The sequence below is a fragment of the Bacillus sp. XF8 genome (genome assembly GCF_017498755.1).
GTDB lineage: Bacteria > Bacillota > Bacilli > Bacillales > Bacillaceae_G > Bacillus_A > Bacillus_A bingmayongensis.
Map to the genome: position 1 here is coordinate 33,943 of NZ_JAGDQK010000020.1, position 19,880 is coordinate 53,822.

Here is a 19,880-nt window from a genome sequence, read left to right on the forward strand (position 1 = left end):
GAAGTGATGATAGAGGGGAAGGTATAGAGTATTTCCTTGAAATCGTGAAACGATATATATTAGATAACTCAGAGTATAAAAATGCCAGTTATCATGATACTATCTCGAAATGAAATGATTCTTTTTGAGATAGTATCATTATTTTGTTGTTAAAATACAATACTTTTATTGTTTTAGTAGATAATTTATATAATTATTGAGACGAAATATCTTTTAGTGATTATATGGAAGCAGTTTTACAGTAAATGTTGTTTTTTCATCATTACTATATACTTCAATGGTTCCATTATGGAGTTCCACGATACTTTTGGAAATTGCTAATCCAAGTCCTGATCCACCTGTGTGTGTAGAGCGAGATTTTTCAACACGATAGAAGCGTTCAAAAATATGAGGTAAATCCGTGCTTGGGATAGGTTGTCCATAATTTGTAATATCAATTACAATCATGTTGTTGTCTTCGTATGCGGTAATATCAATATATTTTCCATCGTTTCCATAGGTGATGGCGTTTATAATTAAATTTTCAAATACACGTACTAATTTATCCCCATCAGCAAGTACCATTAACTTTTTGGATGGGAAAGTAGGCCTACACTCAATATTAGCTTCCTGAAGTTGCATACGAAATTGAACAGTTAGTTGTCCTAGTAATTCAATCATATCAATAGGGACACAATTTAGACTTAGTTCTTTATTTTGGACACGTGTATATTCAAATAAATCATTCATCAACATATTTAAGCGGTTTACTTTATCATAAATAACTTGAATATAATAACGTAATTCTACTTCATCTCTGTAATTATCATGGTGAATGAGATTAACATAGCCAACTATGGATGTTAACGGTGTTCGTAAGTCATGTGATACATTTGTGATGAGTTCACTTTTCGCTTGTTCAGTTTGACGCTCTTCTTCAATTGAAACTTTTAACTGCTCTACAATATGATTGACACCAGTTGCTAAGTCTTCTAAATAATGATGGTGTAAAATAGATACTTTATGATTGAAATTACCATCTGCAATATAACGAATTTCGTCAATCATTTGCTTTATGCATACTTCATAATATAGTTTTTTTTCGTGACGATAAAAAATATAAACATAGAATGAAAAAATTGAGAATAAAAATAAATAGGATCCCATCATTGTCCAAAGAGACTCTTTTAAACCTCTATACTTTTCGTAGCCGACAATTCTGACAAATTCTCCACTTAATGCCGTTAATGTAAGTGAACTGTCAATTACACTCGTAACAAGACGGGATATGACAACCTCGGTAATTGGTGTAAGCAAAATAGATACTAAAAGCCAAAATGCGATTTTCCATTTGGGGATTACTTTCAATATATCAAACGTTTCATTTTTCAATTTTATAACCCACTCCCCAAACAGTATGAATGAGTTTTTCACCATTTGTTCCTGTTTCAAGCTTATCCCTTAAGTTACTAATATGAACCATTACAGTTTTATTAGAACCGTAACCATCTTCATTCCAGACACGTTCAAATATTTCTTCTGAACTAAATACTCTACCAGTATTACTAGCAAGCAAATATAAGATATCAAATTCAATGGATGTAAGTTTAATAAATTCTCCATTTACTGTCACGGTATGATTATGCTTATGTATTTCCGCGGAACGAATCCGAATGATCCCGTCTTCTTTTATTTGTGATGCAGCATACTGAAATGAAGACCTACGTAATAATGCTTTAACCCTAGCAATTAGCTCTAATGGATTAAAGGGCTTAATCATATAATCATCGGCACCCGTCATAAGACCTAGAATTTTATCCATATCTTCTGCTTTTGCACTTAACATAAGAATAGGTACTGTATTTTCTTCTCTAACTTGCTGACAGACTTCCAACCCATTTCTTTTTGGCATCATAATATCTAATATCAAAAGGTCAACCTGATGAAGTGAGAGCATGTGTAACGCTTCATCACCATCATATGCTTTATAAATGTTGTAACCTTCATTTCGTAAATAAACTGCTAGTAATTCTACAATGTCTTTATCATCATCAATAATTAAAATGTTTCTTTCCATCGTATACTTAATTCCTTTCTTTGCATTTCTTCATTATTAATATAATAACAAACATTTAGGTGTTTGGGAGTTAAGATCATATACAAAATTTCATGTAACGTATTAAAAAGGATTTAAAAAATACATCACGAATAAAAAATAAGAGGATGATTTGATACTAATGATGTGTTGAATCAACATTTTATCGAGGAGAGAGTAACATGTTACATAAAAACCTATATACATTTGAGGCAAGTGGGGATTGGGAAAGTGACATAAAACATTTTTTTAGAATACAACCACTTGGGAATTAAAATAAAAAATAAGTGGAATTTGAATTGTTTAAAAGAAATAGTAGATTAGAAAGGATGTAGAAGAGGATGTGAGGTAATTGCGAAGAATAAAGAAATGATACGAGATTTATATAAAAAATATAAAGAGTGGATTCCATGTTATGAACGAAAAAGTATTGAGAGATTATTCAAATGAAAATAGGGGGAAGTGAAAAGTGTAATGAAACGTATTGCAATTGTATCCGCATGGGAACCAGAGCTTACATACTTGCAGCAGCATTATCCAAGTCATCGTGTAGAAAAGCGAGCTGCTTGGGAATTTCATTTTCATTCTATAAATAAATTAGAAATAATATCTGTAATTACCGGTGTGGGAAAAGTGAACTGTGCCAGCTGTGTACAGTTACTAATAAGTGAATTTAAGCCTGAACAGTTATTTATGACAGGTATTTGTGGAAGTTTATCTGAGAAAGTAAAGAATGGTCATATTGTTGTTGCACTTAACACACTACAGCATGATGTAACAGCTGCGGGAACAGGAACGGATAGTTTCGATTTATATACCGGTAGAACAGCTCCTATTGAAACAACGAAATATCTTGTGAGGCAAATGAAAAAAATGCAATCTTATGATCAAGTCCATTTTGGAACTTTTATATCAGGAGATCAACGTATTCGTAGTACGGAAATGAGATGTTTATTACATACTGTATATGGTGCAATAGCTGTCGATCAAGAAGTGGCAGCTTTTGCATACGTATGTCATGTGAATGAAAAGCCTTTTCTCTGTTTGAAAGCAGCTTCAGATCAAGCAAATGATAGAACGGTAGAAGAACAAAAGATTTTTAAAATGTTCGCTTGTGAGAGAGCGTGTGAATATTTACTTGCGTTTTTACGTGTATATGAAGTAACTACAGTTCGTCAATAAATCATTATTTTTTAGAAGGAGCCTAATTTTAGTCATGAAAATAATAAATAAAATAGCAATTATCGGCGCAAACGGAAAGGCTGGTAAATATCTTGTAAATCAAGCACTGCAAGAAGGCTACTTTGTTCGTATTCTTACACGAAACCCACAAAAGTTTAAAATCTCGCATAAACATTTGGAAGTTGTAAAAGGAGATGCTCGCGATATTTCTGCAATACGTCAATTACTACAAGCTTGCGATGCTGTTATTAATGCAGTAGGTCAGCCTAAAAAAGAGTCATATATATTTAGCACGGTTACAAATCATATTTTAGAAGTAATGGGAGAATACAGGATCAAGCGATATGTTCTTATTACTGGAGGATCAATGGATGTAAAAGGAGATGCTAAGAGTGTATTAAATAAAATAGGGGCAATGTTATTTCGTTTGTTACTTTCAGATATGATGAAAGATAAGTATAAGGAGTTAAAACTGATACGAGATAGTAATGTGAATTGGACTATTGTACGATTACCTTTTGTTGTAGACGGGGAAGGGACCGGTAAAATAAAAGAGAGTCTCAGAGATTTACCAGGAATTAAAATTCAAAATGGAGATATTGCGCCGTTTGTTATAAAACAAATTCATGATGAAATGTATAGTAAGAAATGTCCCTTTATTTCAAATTAGTAGGAAAGGTAGATGAAAGTCTTATTATGATTCATTATAAAAAATGTAGCGAAGTAAATACAGACTTCGTATACGAAGCTTTTCGAGATGGTGTTAGGATATGAAAAAGTATATGATTTGTCTTACTATAATTTGAAGGATCTTTCTAATTTGACAAGTAAGAGCCTACAAAATATAGAAATAAAACAAATTACGTTTGGTGAATTTCAAAATGGAATACAAAAATGGTTAAACTTTCATATAAATTGGCAAAATGATATCGATTATATAGAGAAAGCTGAAAGTAATACGTATTATGGAGCATATATTAACAATGATTTAAAAGGATCTATATGTGTTAGTGACAATGGTAAAATTAGTTTATTATTTGTGGATAGAAAATATAGAGGAATTGGACTGGCTACATGTCTACTACAAACAGTAAGCGAAGAATTACAGCTTTCCAGTCTTTCTATTGGATTCCCGAATAATGGTTTACTTGAAGGGTTTGTAAAAAAGTATGGATTCGAGAAAAGTTCGTTAGCTCAGTATGAAATGTATTATACATTGTAACGTTTAGAGGGAAATAGAAGAATTCTTTAGCTGCATACTAATAAAGAAACTGAAGGATTTCTATTTTTATAGACACCGTAAGCTTTTATTTGCTTTTTCATGTGTTTTGTGTGATATTAAAATAATAAGAACGTATGTTCGTTTCTGTAAATTTAAATGGAGGTATGACAATGTTAGCTCTAATAGAGAAAATAAATAATGAATATGTAGCTCAATTTAATCGTCCGTTACATTATTCAGTAGAACAAGTTTGGGCTGTATTAACAGAGAATGATAAGTTAGCAAAATGGATGCCAAACCTTCGTATAGAAGATTTGCGAAAGGGCGGTATGATAAAGTTTGATATGATGGATGGTTCTGGAGAATTTATTGATATTGATATTTTGGAATGTCAAATAAATTCTGTACTAGAATTTACATGGGGAGAAGATCGAGTTCGATTTGAAGTACATAAAAATCCAGATGGCTGTCAATTGATATTAAAGGAGTTCATTCATGAAATAAATGATCACACACCAAAAGATTTATCTGGATGGCATATATGCTTAGAAATTTTTTCTTCCATATTAGATGGACATGATATGGAGTTTCCAAAAGATGAGTGGGAAAAATGGTATGAAAGATATAAGTTGGTTATTAACAAAATCAAAATTAATGACGTGAAATAACATTTTTATTATACAATTATTATACAATAAAAATGTTTTTATTGTGAAATAGAAATCATTGTATGTATGTTAATTAACAATGAACATTGCAAAATCAGGACTTCGCTCTGGTGATATGTTGCATTACAGTATGCAAACTCCTGATGGTCAAGAAATGCGAGGGAAGTTTGTTTATCATGAAGGAAGCGCACCAGAAAAGCTTGTATTTGTTAATTCTTTTTCTAATGAGAAAGATAATACAATTCGTGCTCCTTTCAGCACAACTGGGCGCTTGAAATTCAAAATACATTGACATTTGTTGAACATGAAGGGAAAACGAAACTTATTATGGAAGGAACTCCCGTATCTGCAATTGAGGAAGAACATAGAACATTCCAAGAAGCACATGAAGGCGTGAAAAAAGGATTCGCTGGGACGTTTGAACAATTAGCTGAGCATATTGAAAGAGTTAAATGAAAATTAAGAGTAATGTAAAAAGAAAAACAGCATTTACCTGTGCTGTTTTTCTTTTTAATTCTCGGTTCCAATTTGAAGAAGTTATAAATATACAAATAATATTTGCGCTAGGGAATGTTTTTTTTAGTATTAATTGACTCTCACATTATGTCATTGTTTACACTATATTTGAGCTTCGAAATAACAATAATATATAGGAGGAACCAATGTTTAGAATAGGAGATTTTTCGAAACTTTCTTCAATTAGCATTCGGATGTTGAGACATTACGATAAAGTAGAATTACTGAAGCCAGGAAAAATTGATGCCGAAACAGGCTACCGGTATTATTCAGCTGCGCAATTAAAGAAAGTAAATCAAATTCAAAATTTAAAAGCAATGGGATTTAGCTTAGCGGTTATTAAAGAAATATTAGATAGTAATGAAAACTTAGAATCTATAAAAGAACATTTCTTGATTCGTAGTTCTCAAATAAAAGAAGAAATGAATGATCTCCAAAGACAGTTATGCCTTCTCGAAGACTCAATAAAAACAATGAGAGAGGATGTTATTGAAATGAGTTACCATGTTTCTATAAAAGAGATTCCTGAAAGAAAAGTAGCGAGTGTACGGAAAGTAATTCAATCTTATAATGATGAAGGGAATCTATGGAATCTACTAATGAAAGAAATAACATTAAAAAATGTAACTGTAGCTAATACTAATTATAGTCTAGCAATATTCCATGACAAAGAGTATAAGGAAAAAGATGTAGATGTAGAAATACAAATAAATGTAGTAGGTGAATATGAAAATACACAAAACGTTACGTTTAAAAATATAGATTCATCTTTAATTGCTTCCATTACTGTGAATGGAAGTTATGAACAAATGACAGCGGTGAATGAAGCTGCGGCAAAATGGATTGAATCTGAGGGCTATGAATTGGCAGGAGCGATGTTCAATATTTATCATGTCAGCCCAGCGACAGAAGCAGACCCTAATAAGTGGGTTACAGAAGTTTGTTATCCGATAAAAAAACAATGAAGAATGAAACGAAAAAAAGCACATGCATTGTGCTTTTTTTCGTTTCATCAGCATTTCTTATTTGGATCGGAAAAGAGATGTAAACATGTTCTTCAATAAATTATAGACATATCACAAGGGACGCTAGCAAAACAGCTTCGAGAATTAGAGGAAGATCAACTCATTAATCGTGAAATTTTTCAAGAAATACCTCCAAAAGTGGAATATAGCTTATTTGAACATGGAAAAACGGTGAGTAATGTCCTAGATAGTATGTGTAGTTGGGGGAGGGGACATTTAGAATTTATTTGTGAAAAAGAAGAGAATGATTAATCTCGAATATAAATTACTATAACTTTATTATGTAAACTTACTAGACTAGCAAACAAAATAGATATATTAAGATACTACATTTTCGAAATATGGAATGTTCAATCTATATTTGCTATATTTTATACATTTGCTTTTCAATTTTTAAAATTTAATATTTTTTAAACGACATCATTATCCCACAATAGTAGTAATGATAGGGGGATAAGAGAGCATATTGTTACTTACTTATATTTGTTCTAGTAACTCGAGCTCTTTTTCTACAAAACACATTAATTCTTTTATTGTTTCATCAGAAAAATCAAATCGAATTCCAGCTGTTTCATATACTTCTTTTACAGATTTAGAACTACCTAAAGATAAAGCTTTTTTATAGTTTTCTAGCGCTTGTTGTGGATTTTCTTTGTACTGTTTATACATTTGCAGAGCGCCAATTTGTGCAATTGCATACTCAATATAATAAAAAGGTACTTCAAAAATATGCAGGACAGATAACCATTGTGCGACTATCCAATTTTCATACCCATTTGTATTTACTACGCTTGAATTATATGTTGTAGAGAGCTCTAAAAACTTAGCATTTCGTTCTTCGGTAGTATGATTTGGATTCTTATACAACCAGTGTTGAAATTGATCGATGATAAGCGTAATTGGTAAATACTCTACAATTTGTGTTAATTGTTCTTGCTTAGCTTGTTTGAAATCTTCTTTATTACGATAAAAAATATCCCATTTGTCCATTGTAAATAGTTCCATTGTCATACTTGCTAATTCAGCAGTCTCCATTGGTAAATGTTGATATTGATGTATCGAAATATCTTTCATTAAATCATGATGGATACAGTGACCCATCTCATGTAAGAAAACAACTACGTCAGCTTGTGTTTTTGTTAGGTTCATAAAAATATATGATAATTTAGATGCGGGCAAATACTCACAAAATCCACCAGGTGCTTTTCCTTTTCTGATTTCTAAATCTAAATGGTTATGCATTTTGTCTAGAAGGGTTGTAAAACCTGTATCTATCCTTGAGAAAAGTAGCTTACTTTTTTCTATTAATTCATTTTCATTTTTTACAGGCTGTAAAGGTTTGTAATCTGTAGATATAGCCTGTATATCCCACGGACGTAATGTATCTACTTGAAGATTTTCCTGTATTTGTTTATGCATTTTTTCTTGAAGTGGCACGACGTATTTACGAATCGATTCGGCAAATTGATTACATTGCTCGGCAGAGTAATCAAAGCGCTCATATTTTTTAAACATGTAGTCACGATAATTCGTTAAACCAACATTCCTAGCTTTTTTTGTTCGAAGAATAATTAACTGGTTTAAGATTTCTTGAATTTCATTTTCTACGGATAGAAATTTTTCAGAGATAGCAGTCATTGCTTTTTGACGAACGTTTCGATCTGATTCCTGTAGATAGACACTTAATTCAGAAAGATTTACTTCTTCACCGTTCCATATAGAAGTGAGGTTACCAGTGATTTCAAAATATCTTGTTATTAACTCATCTTCAGTAATTTCTAAACTAATATTTTCTTCGCTAAAGAGTTCTCTAGTGTTTTGAATTTTTGTATCTAAGAACCCAAACTGAGAAGGATTTAATTGCGAACGATAGGGTGATTCATAATACTTTTGGTCTAATAGACTTTTATAACGCTTTAATACAGGCTGTACGTGTTTTTGATTAAAGTCAAAAATGTTTTTTGCCTCTATATCATTCGTATTTCGTTGAAAGGCGATATAATGTTTCATAAGCTGTTCATTGATAGAATTTAAAGTCTGTGATTGTTTTATTAACCAATTCTCAAGCTCTTGACTAGAAGATATTGATACATTTAATAGTACATCCAATTTGTTTATTAATTCATCTATATTACTAATATTGATAGGTATGGTCTGCTGCATGAAATATCCCTCACTTTTTATTTACTATATAGAGGTATTCTTTTCTTTCTTATAAATTCCTTTTTTACCCCAAAAGTTGGTGCCGACTATACCAAGGATGATCATCATAGCTCCAACGATATGATAGTATGCGATTTGTTCGTGTAAGAATAATACCCCTGCAATAATCGTGATAAGAGTAGATAGATTACTAAAGACACTCATCTTAGCTGCTTCAATATAAGACAATGAATAATTGAGTAAGAATGCTGTTAGCAAGGAAGATAGTAATCCTAAATATAAAATGGATATAAGAAATGTCCCGTTTGTAAATGGTTTAAAGTATACATTTACGGTACCTTTATTTATATGCTCAATGATAGCTATTAAATTGAAGCTAAGAAAACCAATCGTTGTCATCATATATGTTAAGTCTATTAACTTAAATTTTTTTGTCATTTTCCTAGCTAATACATTGTAGCAAGCAGAGGATAATGCTGATAACAGAATAAGGATAATTCCAATAAAGCTAGTTTCATGCGTCTCCATACCATTCATTACAAATATATAAATGATGCCCATTACAGAAATGAGTACAGATATTTTTTGCCATGCATTTGTATATTCTTTTAAAAAGTAAGAAGCTAAAATCATTGTAAATATAGGTATAGCAGCTTGTATAATTCCAGCTTCAGATGAGCTGGTATATACTAAACCGAAAGCTTGAAAAGCGAAAAATAGTGCTGGATAAAATATTGCTATTGGCAAAATTGCAAGTATGGTTTTGGATGAAATATTTAGTTTTACAAAACCAAATATGACAGGAATAGTTGCTATTAAAAAAGCAACCGTAAAACGATGAGCAAGTGTATCAAGAGCGCTTGTAACTGTTAATGCTAATTTCACAAACATAAATGAAAAACCAATAATAAATGCATATAGTAATGCGGCTAAATATGCTTTCGTTGTATTTTTCATAATTTCACCTCATATAGTCAATTTGTTACTGGCCAGTATATGTACATGGTAATCTTTCTGAATCAGTGCTACAATGTGAACAAATATAAACTGTACCGGTACAAAATAGACATAGGGGACAATCATGTATAAATATTTAAAAGTATTAAATGATTTAGAAAGCATGATTCAAAAAGGAAAGATCAAAGAAGGAAAGAAATTACCGTCAATACGTTCACTTGTGACACAATATCAGTGCAATAAAGCAACAGTTATACGTGCGCTCCATGAATTAGAGAAGCGTCATATTATTTATTCCGTACCTCAAAGTGGATATTATGTGGTGAAGAAAATAGCGAATTATGAAGTAGATGAAACGGAAAATATTGATTTTGTTTCGTCAGCTCCGGATCCTGATGTATTTCCTTACTTAGATTTTCAGCATTGTATTAATAAAGCGATTGATACGTATAAGAATGATTTGTTTATATACGGTACACCTAAAGGGTTACCATCTTTAATTTCAGTTGTGCAAAAACAACTAACAAACTATCAAGTTTTCACAAAAGAAGAAAACATCTTTATCACCTCAGGAGTCCAGCAAGCACTAGCAATATTAACTTCCATACCATTTCCAAATCAAAATAAAGCAGTGCTTATTGAACAACCTAGTTATCATTTATACATTGAATATCTGGAAACAAATGGAATACCTGTAATGGGTATAAAACGTACTGCTGAAGGTATTGATTTAATTGAGTTAGAAAGAATATTCGAAACGGGAAAAATTAAGTTCTTTTATACAATTCCAAGATTTCATCATCCACTTGGCACTTCATATTCTAAGACAGAAAAAGAAAAGATTATTTCCCTCGCGAAGAAATATAATGTATTTATAGTAGAAGATGATTATTTAGCAGATTTAGAACAAAATCCAAAGGCAGATCCACTATATAGTTACGATGATTCTTCACATGTAATCTATCTAAAAAGTTATTCAAAGGTTATGTTCCCAGGATTACGAGTAGGCGTGGCAGTCATTCCTCCTTCTATTGCAGAGGCTTTTCATAAATATAAAAAAATATTAGATATTGATAGTTCAATGATCTCACAAGCTGCATTGGAAATTTACATAAAAAGCGGGATGTTTGAACGGCATAAACAAAAAATTCGATTGTCTTATTTTAATAGATCCAGGGCATTATTTAGAGCATTAGAAAAAGCTTATAAAGAAAATCAACATCTATTTACATATAAAACAGGGAACAAAATAGGAATACATACGTGTTTATCATTACAAAAAAATATTATTACGGAAATGCTTATTAAAAAATTAAGGCAGAATCAAGTATTTATAGAGACTGTTGATAAAAATTATTTGGCTTCTTTCCATAAAGAAAAGCTTTTAAAATTAAATGTATCAAATGTGAAAGAAAACAAAATTGAAGAAGGTATCCATAAAATAATTGAAGAAATGAAACAAGTGAATGATGTAGATTTCCATTTTAAGAAAGACTAATCCTTCATATAGGAGGTTTATTATGAAGAAAAACATAATAGCCTTGTTGATATGTATTGTCGTAGGAACCGGAGCGTTAGCAATTGTGATATACAATAAAGAAAGAGAACAATGTACAGCGGTTGCTATGCTTATAAAAGCAACTGTTGTAGATCATAACAACTTACCTGTTGCAGATGTGAAAATTTATGAAGATTCGATTACAAATAAGGAACGTGCTATTTCAAATTCACAAGGCGGATTCAAATTTTACACTGGTGTTTGTGGTAAGATTACGCTACAATTTGTTACTCCAGATGGAGAGAAATATACAAAAAAATACGATCGTGAGCATGTACCTAAATTGATTCAATTAAAAAATTAACATTAAGGAGAATTTTATATGAAACCATTACAAGGAAAAATTGCAGTCGTAGCCGGTGCAACACGCGGTGCCGGAAGAGGTATAGCAATGATGCTGGGTGAAGCTGGAGCAACTGTATATGTAACAGGAAGAAGTACAAAAGGTAATTTATCATCAATGGGAAGAACAGAAACGATTGAAGAAACAGCAGAACTAGTTACAAAACAAGGAGGAAAAGGGTTTGCTGTCCGTGTTGATCATACAGTCGAAGAAGATATAAAAGAACTCTTTGAAAGAATTCAAATAGAACAAAACGGGCAGCTTGATATTTTAGTAAATGATGTTTGGGGCGGAGATCCACTTACTGAATGGGGAAAACCTTTTTGGGAGCATAACTTGCATAATGGATTGCTGATGCAGCAACGTGCTGTTCATTCGCATATGATGACAAGTTATTATGGTGTACCGCTTATGATGAAAAATAAGAAAGGGCTTGTCATTGAAATTACAGATGGTGTAGATTATCAATACCGCGGGAATCTATATTATAGTTTAGCGAAAATCTCAACAATTCATTTAGCGGAAGCGATGGCGGAAGATTTAGAGAAACATCATATTACTGCTGTTGCGGTAAGTCCTGGCTTCCTCCGTTCTGAAGCGATGTTAGATTTGTTTGGTGTAACGGAGGAAAATTGGCAAGAAGGTGCAAAGAAAGATCCCCACTTTATCGCATCCGAAACACCTTTCTTTATTGGAAGGGCAATCGCTGCTTTAGCAAGTGATTCGAATGTTCATAATAAAACAGGAAAAGCGCTTAGCTCATGGGAGCTTGCCAGAGAATATGGATTTAAAGATATTGACGGGAGACAACCTGATTGGGGTAAATATTTTGAAGAGAACGTTATAAGCGAACGGTGATATTATATCGTTTTTGTAAAATGTTAAAATAAAATGAAGGCTAAAACACTTTACATATAAGGTGTTTTAGCCTTCATTTTTCGGTTTTGTAAATGTTTTTACTACATCATCATGCTGTTCCAACTTGATTTTGGTCTGCAACATCAGAATCAAATGTATTTGTTGCACTCACACCGTTAAAGGTATTAGTAATAAAAGCAACATTTGATGATCCTGAACCGTTATAAGCTTTTGTATTCTCTTTCGGAGAAACGTTATAAAAATCACCTAAGTTAAAAGAACCGTTACTATTTTGAACGACAAGATTTCCGACAACAGAAGGCATAGTCTTCACCTACTTTATTAAGGATTGTTTAAAACACTATATGATTCGCCTTTTTAAAAGTGCATCTTAGTATACAGATAGTTTGAACAGAGAGGAATGTATCATATGTGTCAAATACCTTTTTATAGTGAAAACGAACAAGCCGTTTTTCATTAAGTGAATATAAATATAGTATTAAATAAATAGGGAAGTGGACCATATTATGTCTAAATGTTTTTTTGCTAAATTAACAGGGCGGGAGGAAGTGCCTCCCGTAATAACAGATGCTTGTGGTATAGCGCAATTTAAATTTAACAATGACTTTACGAGACTTCGATTTAAATTGGTTGTTAATGACATAGACAAGCTAACCGTTGCTCATATTCATTTAGGAATGAGGGGTGAAGAAGGCGATGTTGTCGCATTTCTTTTTGGGCCAGTTACACCTGGTATTAGTGTCGATAGAGTGGTGGTAACGGGGATAATTACAGAAAGCGATCTTGTCGGACCTTTACAAGGGATGTCTTTATTAGATCTTGCAAGAGAAATGGAAGATAGAAATACTTATGTAAATGTTCATACAGAAAACCATCCAAATGGTGAAATACGAGGTCAAATCAAACAAGTGTATTATTCGTAATCATCTGTAATTTTAGAGTCGACCTTTTTCTTTATGTTAAGTATGATGACAGTAACCTTTAGCCATAATTATGACTAAAGGTTTTTTACTTTGAAACATTGAGAAGAATAAAAAATTGTAAGGAGACAATTTTATGGAAAATAATAAAAATGTAATACTTCTTTTTATTGCTATAGCTTTAGCTTTAGCATTCTTTGTTGGTGGGATGGTTTATGGCTTGTGGGGACCATCTTGACTTTTTATGCATACAAATGTTTATTGACTTGCCATTTAGAAATCGCTTTCGTTCCTGCAATTCAGTCATAGAGCGTTTTTCTCTTCTTATTCATCAGTTGACTTAATAAATATATGAAGCAACAAGATTTACGGCACTAAAAATAGTCAGAACAGTAATCTCCAAAAGATTAGTCGAAAGAATTAAGCACCATATGCAGAAGTGAGCGATTTCCCGTTGAAGAAACTTGACGGTTGTACGAAAAATTGAGCGGCCGCGTCCAATACGCTGACTAGATATGCCCACAACTTGGATTTACAGTTACATGTTTGTCTTTGGAAAGGGAATGATATGTATATACCGTTTCAGATTCAGAGATAAAGGAGAACATTTGTAATGAATTATATGCTATTTAAGGTTATTAATCGTCTTGCTAAACGTAATGCTGCAATGGATACGATTATGGTGTTAATTTCTCAGAAAGCTCGATATGTGTACCTTTTTATGCTAGTTTTTATGTGGTTTAGAAGTAATGTATACAAAAAAGTTATATTGTATGCTGGTGTTTCGGCAGGACTCACTTTATTTGTAAACCGGATCATTCAGCGCTTTTACTTCAAGCCGCGCCCATTTATTTCACGTGATGTTCGTTTACTTATCCCGGCAATGAAAAATTCTTCATTTCCAAGTAAACATACGGCATTAGCTTTTACTATAGCGACTTCCGTTTTACTTCGAGACCGCTTAGTTGGTTCTATTATGTGGGTATTAGCCATTTTGACAGGTTTTTCACGTATTTGGGTAGGACATCATTATCCATTTGATATTATTGGAAGTGCTTTTATGGGCAGTTTAATTAGTATAGTGGTTGATAAGAATACATATACATTGAAGCCTTTTGTCACTTGGATAATAAATACATATACATCGTTAACAAAATCAATGAGATAAAAAGAGGGGGATAGATTCCCTCCTCTTTCATTTTTGAAAATCATAAATAATTTTATAAAGTCTTTGTAGTCCAACAATTAAATCTTGTTCATTTAACATTGAATAACTGATACGTAAATGATTATGTTGTGATTCATGAACATAACAAGCAATTCCAGGTAAAAAAGAAACGTTAGATTCATTTGCCTTTTCAAGTAATGCAAAAGAATCTATTGAATCAGGGAGTTTGATCCATAAATTAAAACCACCTTGCGGCTTTTGAAAATAAATTGTATCTGTTAAAGGAGAAAGTATCTTTATTGCCGTGTCACGTCGAACTTGTAAGGCAGTGCGTAGTTTTTCTAAATGGTTTTTCATTCTCTCAGCTCGTAAAAAAGGGAGAATGGCTTTTTGAGTCAATAGTGGACTCCCTATATCCATTGAAGCTTTTACTGCGTATAGCCAGTCAAAGATTGGTCCTTCTGTCACTAATGCTGCAATGCGAAGTCCTGGTGCTAATGTTTTACTAAATCCCTTTAAGTAAATGACATGACCATTTGTATCTAAGTGTTTAAGTGGAGTTGGGAGTTTAACTTCTTCGAAATATATTTCTCCAAAAGAATCATCCTCAATTATAAAAAACTGATACAACTCTGCTAGTTCTACAAGTTCAGCCCTTCTATGTTTACTCATTACAGTTCCAGTAGGGTTTTGGATAGTAGGATTTACATATAATAAAACTGGTTTTTTGCTTTGACAAACTTCATCGATTAAATCAGAACGAATCCCTTGTTCATCAAGTTCAATTGGTATGACTTGCACGCCTTTATTTACAAATACATCAATCGCTGCACCGTAGCATGGGCTTTCTACCAATACTATATCTCCTGGCTTTAATAGCGTTTGAGCAATTAAGTCAATCCCTTGCTGGGCACCACTAGTAATTAGTACTTGGGCTGGATTAATCGTTAAATCTTGATAATCCTTTAAATATTTTGTGATTTCTATGCGTAGTTCCTCATCTCCCTGGACAGGTCCGTAAGTGGCTAATATCATTTGATCTCTATTTATTATTTTTTGCATTTCATTTGAAAGAAATGGATTAGGTAATAGGCGAGGATAAAGGATTGCTTGTGAAAAATCATAATACTTTCTATGTCCACTTAGTACATGTTGAGATCTCGCGACATTAACTGTTTTCAAATGTTGCCATTTATATGGTTCAGGCGTCTTTGGATTATGATTTTCGTTTCTTTTTATATAAACACCTTTCCCTTGTTGAATATGTACAAAACCTTTTGTTTCGAGCCATTTATATGCTTTACGAACTGTTAATACACTTATTTTCAAGTCATCTGCCATGCTACGTAGAGAAGGGAGGGGCTCACCTTCTGCTAACATGCCATTTTGAATACGCTGAACAATTTGCATGTAGATTTGTTGGTAGATTGGTATATTAGATTTTTGATGCAGTACAATCTTCATGATTTCACCTGGATTTCTTTTTCTTTTATTAAAACCGAAATAATATCTACAATCAAATGAAAATTCATTTAACTGTTATATACCTTGCTGTACTGTTATACACTGTTTCTTCTATACTCATTTCAAGAATGAAAAGGAGGAAACAGAATGGTCATTTTAAATTATATTTTGATTTGTATCATTTTCGGGACAACATTTTTAACGATAAAAATTGGGATTGAAGCGGGGGCCCCGCCATTATTCTCGGCGGGAATTCGTTTCTTTTTAGCAGGTAGTATTCTCATTATCATATTTATGTTAAAGCGAAAAGATGTTACGCCGTACTTGTTATCTAAACGGATTATGTATGCTGGTTTTTGTTTAACTTTTATGACGTTCGCAACATTATATTGGGCAGAACAGCATATTTCTTCAGGATTAGCAGCTGTTCTTTCTGCAACAGGGCCGATGATGATCTTATTACTACAATCGAGGAGAAATAAAACAAAACTACAAAGGGAACAGCTCTTTGCCTTAATCATAGCGCTTATAGGAGTGAGCTGTATCTCCTTACCTGGAATGCATCAGCAACTTACTTTCATATGGAGTATTGCTTGCCTTATCATATTAGTCGGTGAATTATTTTACGGAATAGGCTCCATCCGTTCAAAAGAAATACTTTCAGACTTCCCGAAAGTATCACCGTTTCTCATAAATGGAATTCAAATGTTTTACGGCGGAATTTTTCTGCTGATCGCTTCTATTCTCATAGAACAACCCAATCTAGCTATATTAACATCTTGGAGCGTACAGTGGCCGATTTTATATCTTATATTTGTAGGATCAATTGGTGGGCATGGACTATATTATTGGCTCTTGTCAAAGACCAATCCAGTATTCCCATCAACTTGGCTGTATGTATCTCCATTAATTGCTGTTATTACTGGATATGTATTTTTAGGAGAACCGATTAATCCAGTAATGGGGATTGGAGCATGCTTAATCTTAATCGGTGTATTTTTAGCAAATCGTTCTACACTTAAAGTGTACTTTAAACAGGGGGGATTATTGAAAAAAGAAACGTAACATGATTGAATTTTAGTTATGAAATTGAAGAATAATACTTTTATAGAAACTTAACGCACCTATAAATAACAGAAAAAACAAACTATTAGATAGAGTTAGAACTTTTTATATGTTATAATTATATATCATTTTAATAAAAGAGCCCTGTATATGATAGGGCTTTTTTGAATTGTGAAGTAGAAGATAGATAATATATATTAAAGGGCAATAAAAATTTTAATTCAACAAACGGATAGGGGAGATACATGTGAAACAAGCATTAATTGTTATCGATTTGCAAGAAATCTTTTTTTCAGAAGAAAAAAATTACTTATATCAGCATGAACAGTTGCTTGAGAATGTAAATATGGTCATTAACTGGGCAAAAACCAAGGCAGTACCGGTTATTTTCATCCAACATACAGACCAAAATCCATCAAATGAAATGGCAAAGGGTAAGTACGCTTGGGAATTACATAAAGGGCTGTACCGAGAAACTAGTGATATTGTAATCGAGAAAATCACATGGGACTCCTTCTATCAAACTACTTTAGAGGAAACATTAAAACAATTAGGTATCGAACAGCTGATTTTCGTGGGGGCTCAAACTGAATTTTGTTTAGATACGACAATACGAATCGCCTATAGTAAGGGCTATCAGCATAATTTACTAGTAAAAAGCGCGCATAGTACATTAAATAGTAACCAACTCAGCGCAGAGCAAATTATAGAGCATCATGAATCTGTATGGAATAACCGTTTTGTACAAATACAGCCGCTTGATTTATATAAGTTATGAGAGGATTCATGAGGCTTTGCCAATCCCATTAAACAACTTGAATAAAAAAGGGGGGAAATGCTAGATGTTATGATTTCTGGTATTAAAGAAGAACCGCTAGAGAATGACAAGTGATCCTCTTGGAGTTAGAGCACAAGCATCAATTAAAAAAGTTAGTATGTTTGTTTATGAATTTATAAAAAGTAAGGGAAATCTTGATAATAAGGGGAGTCTTATGGAGATAAAAATAGATAATTTAACCGGTACTGAAGTAGAAAAATTATTGATGGATCATCTGCAAAGCATGGCACTACATTCTCCTCCAGAAAGCAGACATGCTCTAGATTTAGACGGATTGCGAAAAGCGGATATTACATTTTGGAGTGCGTGGGAAGAAAATGATTTAGTTGGATGCTGTGCACTTAAAGAACTTAATAGCCAACATGGAGAAATAAAATCAATGAAAACTGCTTCTTTACATTTAAGGAAGGGTGTTGCGAAGCGGCTTCTTCAACATATAATTGAGGAAGCAAAGCGACGTGGTTACCAGAGGTTAAGTTTAGAAACAGGATCTATGGATGTGTTCAAACCAGCTAGAAATTTGTATACGAGTATGGGATTTCAATATTGCAAACCGTTCTCGGAATATATAGAGGATCCCAATAGTGTATTTATGACAATGGAATTGACATGTAATTAAATAGTTTTCAATATGTATACTGCTGTTTTTCAAAGTTATATAAATTAATTGCAAGTTTAAAACGAATTTTAACTATTTATATAAAAGACGTACTGTTTTACCCCTTTGGATAAAATTATCTATAGGGGTAAAACAGTAACAAAGGTATTTAACTATATTTACTGCATATCATCCCATGAACTTTGCTCATTGTAGGATATACCGTGCTGCTCTTCTGCCATTTTCATAGGATCCTCGTGAGAAAGAGTAAATACCATTTTAGGTTTCTCATCTTTAATGTACAAGATGTAAATAGTATCATGGATCAGATCTATTGGCTGACCTGGGATTTTTTCTAGGCGCATCTTACCCTTTGTTTTCACCATCGTATAATAAGGATTGAGGGGAATCTCTTCAACTGGGATCGTTTTGACGAATTGAAAACCCAAGGAATGTAAGTATTCCTGACTTTTTTCAGTTCCAGTCAGATAATCTTCTTTCGAGACTACCTGGAGAGCGCCACTAGGATCGGCACCCACAAGAGGATCACTAACATGAGGGGCCAAAAGACCTGGCTCAAACGCATTATGCGCCCGATTGAACTCTTCAAAGTATGTTTGGATTTTATCGCTTACTTGATTCATGGTTCTTCACCAATCCTTTCTTGATCACCAAAGTCTTCTTTTACCCATTTTTATCCTCTCTTTTTCCTAATCATCCCATTTGAGAGAGGGGGTGGTTGAGAACTTTATATGTGTATTCTATTTTTGTAAGTTTTACATTATGTAACGATATCGAAATTCAACATATCTATAAATCTTAAAAAATTTTGATTGGCCTTTATTCTAAAATATGTGACCTGTAACATTAGAGGATGAAATGTTTTCATTAATTTTTCTTTAAAAAAGAAAACAAAGTCTTTCTGATAACTCAACATTCATATATGCAGTTTTAAAATAAAGTCGCGACGTTTATAAAAAAGTTGCGATGTTTTGCCCCTTTGGATCTGTTTATCTAAAGGGATGTTTTTATAGTGAAAAGTGAAAAGAAGATCTGAACTGAAAGGTGAATTAAGGAACTATTGAGTAGCAATAAAGTTATTCAACTAAAGGGCCAGATTGTGGAATAACTCTTTATACGGAAAATGGAGATTGTGAAGAACTGTACTTATGCCAACGGGCAGGTTAGTTTATTAAGAACTTGATATCTCATATTAATTTAAGATATTTTGGAGAAAATA

The 19,880-nt window shown here is 32.7% G+C and carries 21 protein-coding genes and 3 pseudogenes; 17 read left to right on the forward strand and 7 right to left on the reverse strand.

From position 1 onward, the window contains the following. Window positions 1–213: 213 nt before the first annotated feature. Both J4P91_RS13385 and J4P91_RS13390 read right to left on the reverse strand, forming a co-directional pair. Window positions 214–1,371, reverse strand: a complete 1,158-nt coding sequence (locus J4P91_RS13385) for a sensor histidine kinase (RefSeq protein WP_207994530.1) — start codon at window positions 1,369–1,371, stop codon at window positions 214–216. Continuing rightward, window positions 1,361–2,056, reverse strand: coding sequence for a response regulator transcription factor (locus J4P91_RS13390; protein WP_207994531.1), 696 nt, complete (start codon window positions 2,054–2,056; stop codon window positions 1,361–1,363). Before J4P91_RS13390 ends, J4P91_RS13385 begins: the two co-directional genes overlap by 11 nt. Before the next feature lie 354 nt (window positions 2,057–2,410). Between J4P91_RS13390 and J4P91_RS13395 the strand changes: the two are divergent. From J4P91_RS13395 to J4P91_RS13430, 9 genes and pseudogenes are all read left to right on the forward strand, one after another. Then, a pseudogene (locus J4P91_RS13395) lies at window positions 2,411–2,524 on the forward strand (DUF3885 domain-containing protein); the annotation flags it as partial. Window positions 2,525–2,548: 24 nt separating this feature from the next. Continuing rightward, window positions 2,549–3,256, forward strand: coding sequence for a 5'-methylthioadenosine/S-adenosylhomocysteine nucleosidase (gene mtnN, locus J4P91_RS13400; protein ID WP_207994532.1), 708 nt, complete (start codon window positions 2,549–2,551; stop codon window positions 3,254–3,256). A gap of 34 nt (window positions 3,257–3,290) precedes the next feature. Next, on the forward strand, window positions 3,291–3,926 hold the full coding sequence (locus J4P91_RS13405) for an SDR family oxidoreductase (RefSeq protein WP_207994533.1): 636 nt from the start codon (window positions 3,291–3,293) through the stop codon (window positions 3,924–3,926). 93 nt (window positions 3,927–4,019) lie between these two features. Next, window positions 4,020–4,478: pseudogene (locus J4P91_RS13410) on the forward strand (GNAT family N-acetyltransferase); the annotation flags it as partial. 170 nt (window positions 4,479–4,648) lie between these two features. After that, a complete protein-coding gene (locus tag J4P91_RS13415) occupies window positions 4,649–5,146 on the forward strand; it encodes an SRPBCC family protein (RefSeq protein ID WP_207994534.1) in 498 nt (165 codons plus the stop codon). 79 nt (window positions 5,147–5,225) lie between these two features. After that, on the forward strand, window positions 5,226–5,438 hold the full coding sequence (locus J4P91_RS28890; RefSeq protein WP_243763844.1) for an SRPBCC family protein: 213 nt from the start codon (window positions 5,226–5,228) through the stop codon (window positions 5,436–5,438). Then, window positions 5,435–5,602, forward strand: a complete 168-nt coding sequence (locus J4P91_RS29415) for an SRPBCC family protein (RefSeq protein WP_374192045.1) — start codon at window positions 5,435–5,437, stop codon at window positions 5,600–5,602. The genes J4P91_RS28890 and J4P91_RS29415 overlap by 4 nt, the downstream gene beginning before the upstream one ends. Before the next feature lie 206 nt (window positions 5,603–5,808). After that, the gene (locus J4P91_RS13425) at window positions 5,809–6,627 is read left to right on the forward strand and encodes a MerR family transcriptional regulator (protein ID WP_207994535.1); all 819 of its coding nucleotides are present in this window, start codon (window positions 5,809–5,811) and stop codon (window positions 6,625–6,627) included. A gap of 99 nt (window positions 6,628–6,726) precedes the next feature. Further along, a pseudogene (locus J4P91_RS13430) lies at window positions 6,727–6,939 on the forward strand (winged helix-turn-helix transcriptional regulator); the annotation flags it as partial. Window positions 6,940–7,164: 225 nt separating this feature from the next. Here J4P91_RS13430 and J4P91_RS13435 read toward each other — a convergent pair. Both J4P91_RS13435 and J4P91_RS13440 read right to left on the reverse strand, forming a co-directional pair. Beyond that, window positions 7,165–8,850, reverse strand: a complete 1,686-nt coding sequence (locus tag J4P91_RS13435; protein WP_207994536.1) for a M3 family oligoendopeptidase — start codon at window positions 8,848–8,850, stop codon at window positions 7,165–7,167. Window positions 8,851–8,874: 24 nt separating this feature from the next. Beyond that, window positions 8,875–9,807, reverse strand: coding sequence for a DMT family transporter (locus J4P91_RS13440; RefSeq protein WP_207994537.1), 933 nt, complete (start codon window positions 9,805–9,807; stop codon window positions 8,875–8,877). Window positions 9,808–9,931: 124 nt separating this feature from the next. Here J4P91_RS13440 and J4P91_RS13445 point away from each other — a divergent pair, with 124 nt between their 5' ends. From J4P91_RS13445 to J4P91_RS13455, 3 genes are read left to right on the forward strand one after another with little or no spacing between them, the layout of a single operon-like run. Continuing rightward, window positions 9,932–11,305, forward strand: coding sequence for an aminotransferase-like domain-containing protein (locus tag J4P91_RS13445; protein WP_207994538.1), 1,374 nt, complete (start codon window positions 9,932–9,934; stop codon window positions 11,303–11,305). 22 nt (window positions 11,306–11,327) lie between these two features. Further along, on the forward strand, window positions 11,328–11,669 hold the full coding sequence (locus J4P91_RS13450) for a hypothetical protein (RefSeq protein WP_207994539.1): 342 nt from the start codon (window positions 11,328–11,330) through the stop codon (window positions 11,667–11,669). 18 nt (window positions 11,670–11,687) lie between these two features. Continuing rightward, window positions 11,688–12,566, forward strand: coding sequence for an SDR family oxidoreductase (locus J4P91_RS13455; protein WP_207994540.1), 879 nt, complete (start codon window positions 11,688–11,690; stop codon window positions 12,564–12,566). Between the two features lie 109 nt (window positions 12,567–12,675). On the opposite strand, the gene J4P91_RS13460 is transcribed toward J4P91_RS13455, so the two are convergent. After that, on the reverse strand, window positions 12,676–12,891 hold the full coding sequence (locus J4P91_RS13460; protein ID WP_017149453.1) for a spore germination protein: 216 nt from the start codon (window positions 12,889–12,891) through the stop codon (window positions 12,676–12,678). A 202-nt stretch (window positions 12,892–13,093) separates the two neighbouring features. Between J4P91_RS13460 and J4P91_RS13465 the strand changes: the two genes are divergently transcribed. After that, window positions 13,094–13,510, forward strand: a complete 417-nt coding sequence (locus J4P91_RS13465) for a CHRD domain-containing protein (protein ID WP_207994541.1) — start codon at window positions 13,094–13,096, stop codon at window positions 13,508–13,510. A gap of 610 nt (window positions 13,511–14,120) precedes the next feature. Continuing rightward, window positions 14,121–14,675 (forward strand): undecaprenyl-diphosphatase, encoded by a 555-nt coding sequence (locus J4P91_RS13470; RefSeq protein WP_207994542.1) that lies wholly within the window; start codon window positions 14,121–14,123, stop codon window positions 14,673–14,675. Between the two features lie 27 nt (window positions 14,676–14,702). Here the strand turns inward: J4P91_RS13470 and pdxR are convergent, their stop codons facing one another. After that, window positions 14,703–16,139 carry a MocR-like pyridoxine biosynthesis transcription factor PdxR gene (gene pdxR / locus J4P91_RS13475; RefSeq protein ID WP_207994543.1) on the reverse strand — a complete coding sequence of 479 codons (1,437 nt, stop codon included), beginning with the start codon at window positions 16,137–16,139 and terminating at the stop codon, window positions 14,703–14,705. Window positions 16,140–16,286: 147 nt separating this feature from the next. Between pdxR and J4P91_RS13480 the strand changes: the two genes are divergently transcribed. The 3 genes from J4P91_RS13480 (at window position 16,287) to J4P91_RS13490 (ending at window position 18,661) form a co-directional block, all read left to right on the forward strand. Continuing rightward, the gene (locus J4P91_RS13480; protein WP_207994544.1) at window positions 16,287–17,204 is read left to right on the forward strand and encodes a DMT family transporter; all 918 of its coding nucleotides are present in this window, start codon (window positions 16,287–16,289) and stop codon (window positions 17,202–17,204) included. A 247-nt stretch (window positions 17,205–17,451) separates the two neighbouring features. Then, window positions 17,452–17,982, forward strand: a complete 531-nt coding sequence (locus tag J4P91_RS13485) for an isochorismatase family protein (RefSeq protein ID WP_207994545.1) — start codon at window positions 17,452–17,454, stop codon at window positions 17,980–17,982. Between the two features lie 214 nt (window positions 17,983–18,196). Next, window positions 18,197–18,661 carry a GNAT family N-acetyltransferase gene (locus J4P91_RS13490; RefSeq protein ID WP_207994546.1) on the forward strand — a complete coding sequence of 155 codons (465 nt, stop codon included), beginning with the start codon at window positions 18,197–18,199 and terminating at the stop codon, window positions 18,659–18,661. Between the two features lie 158 nt (window positions 18,662–18,819). On the opposite strand, the gene J4P91_RS13495 is transcribed toward J4P91_RS13490, so the two are convergent. Next, complete coding sequence (locus J4P91_RS13495) at window positions 18,820–19,284, reverse strand: hypothetical protein (protein ID WP_207994547.1); 465 nt, start codon at window positions 19,282–19,284, stop codon at window positions 18,820–18,822. Window positions 19,285–19,880 lie beyond the last annotated feature (596 nt).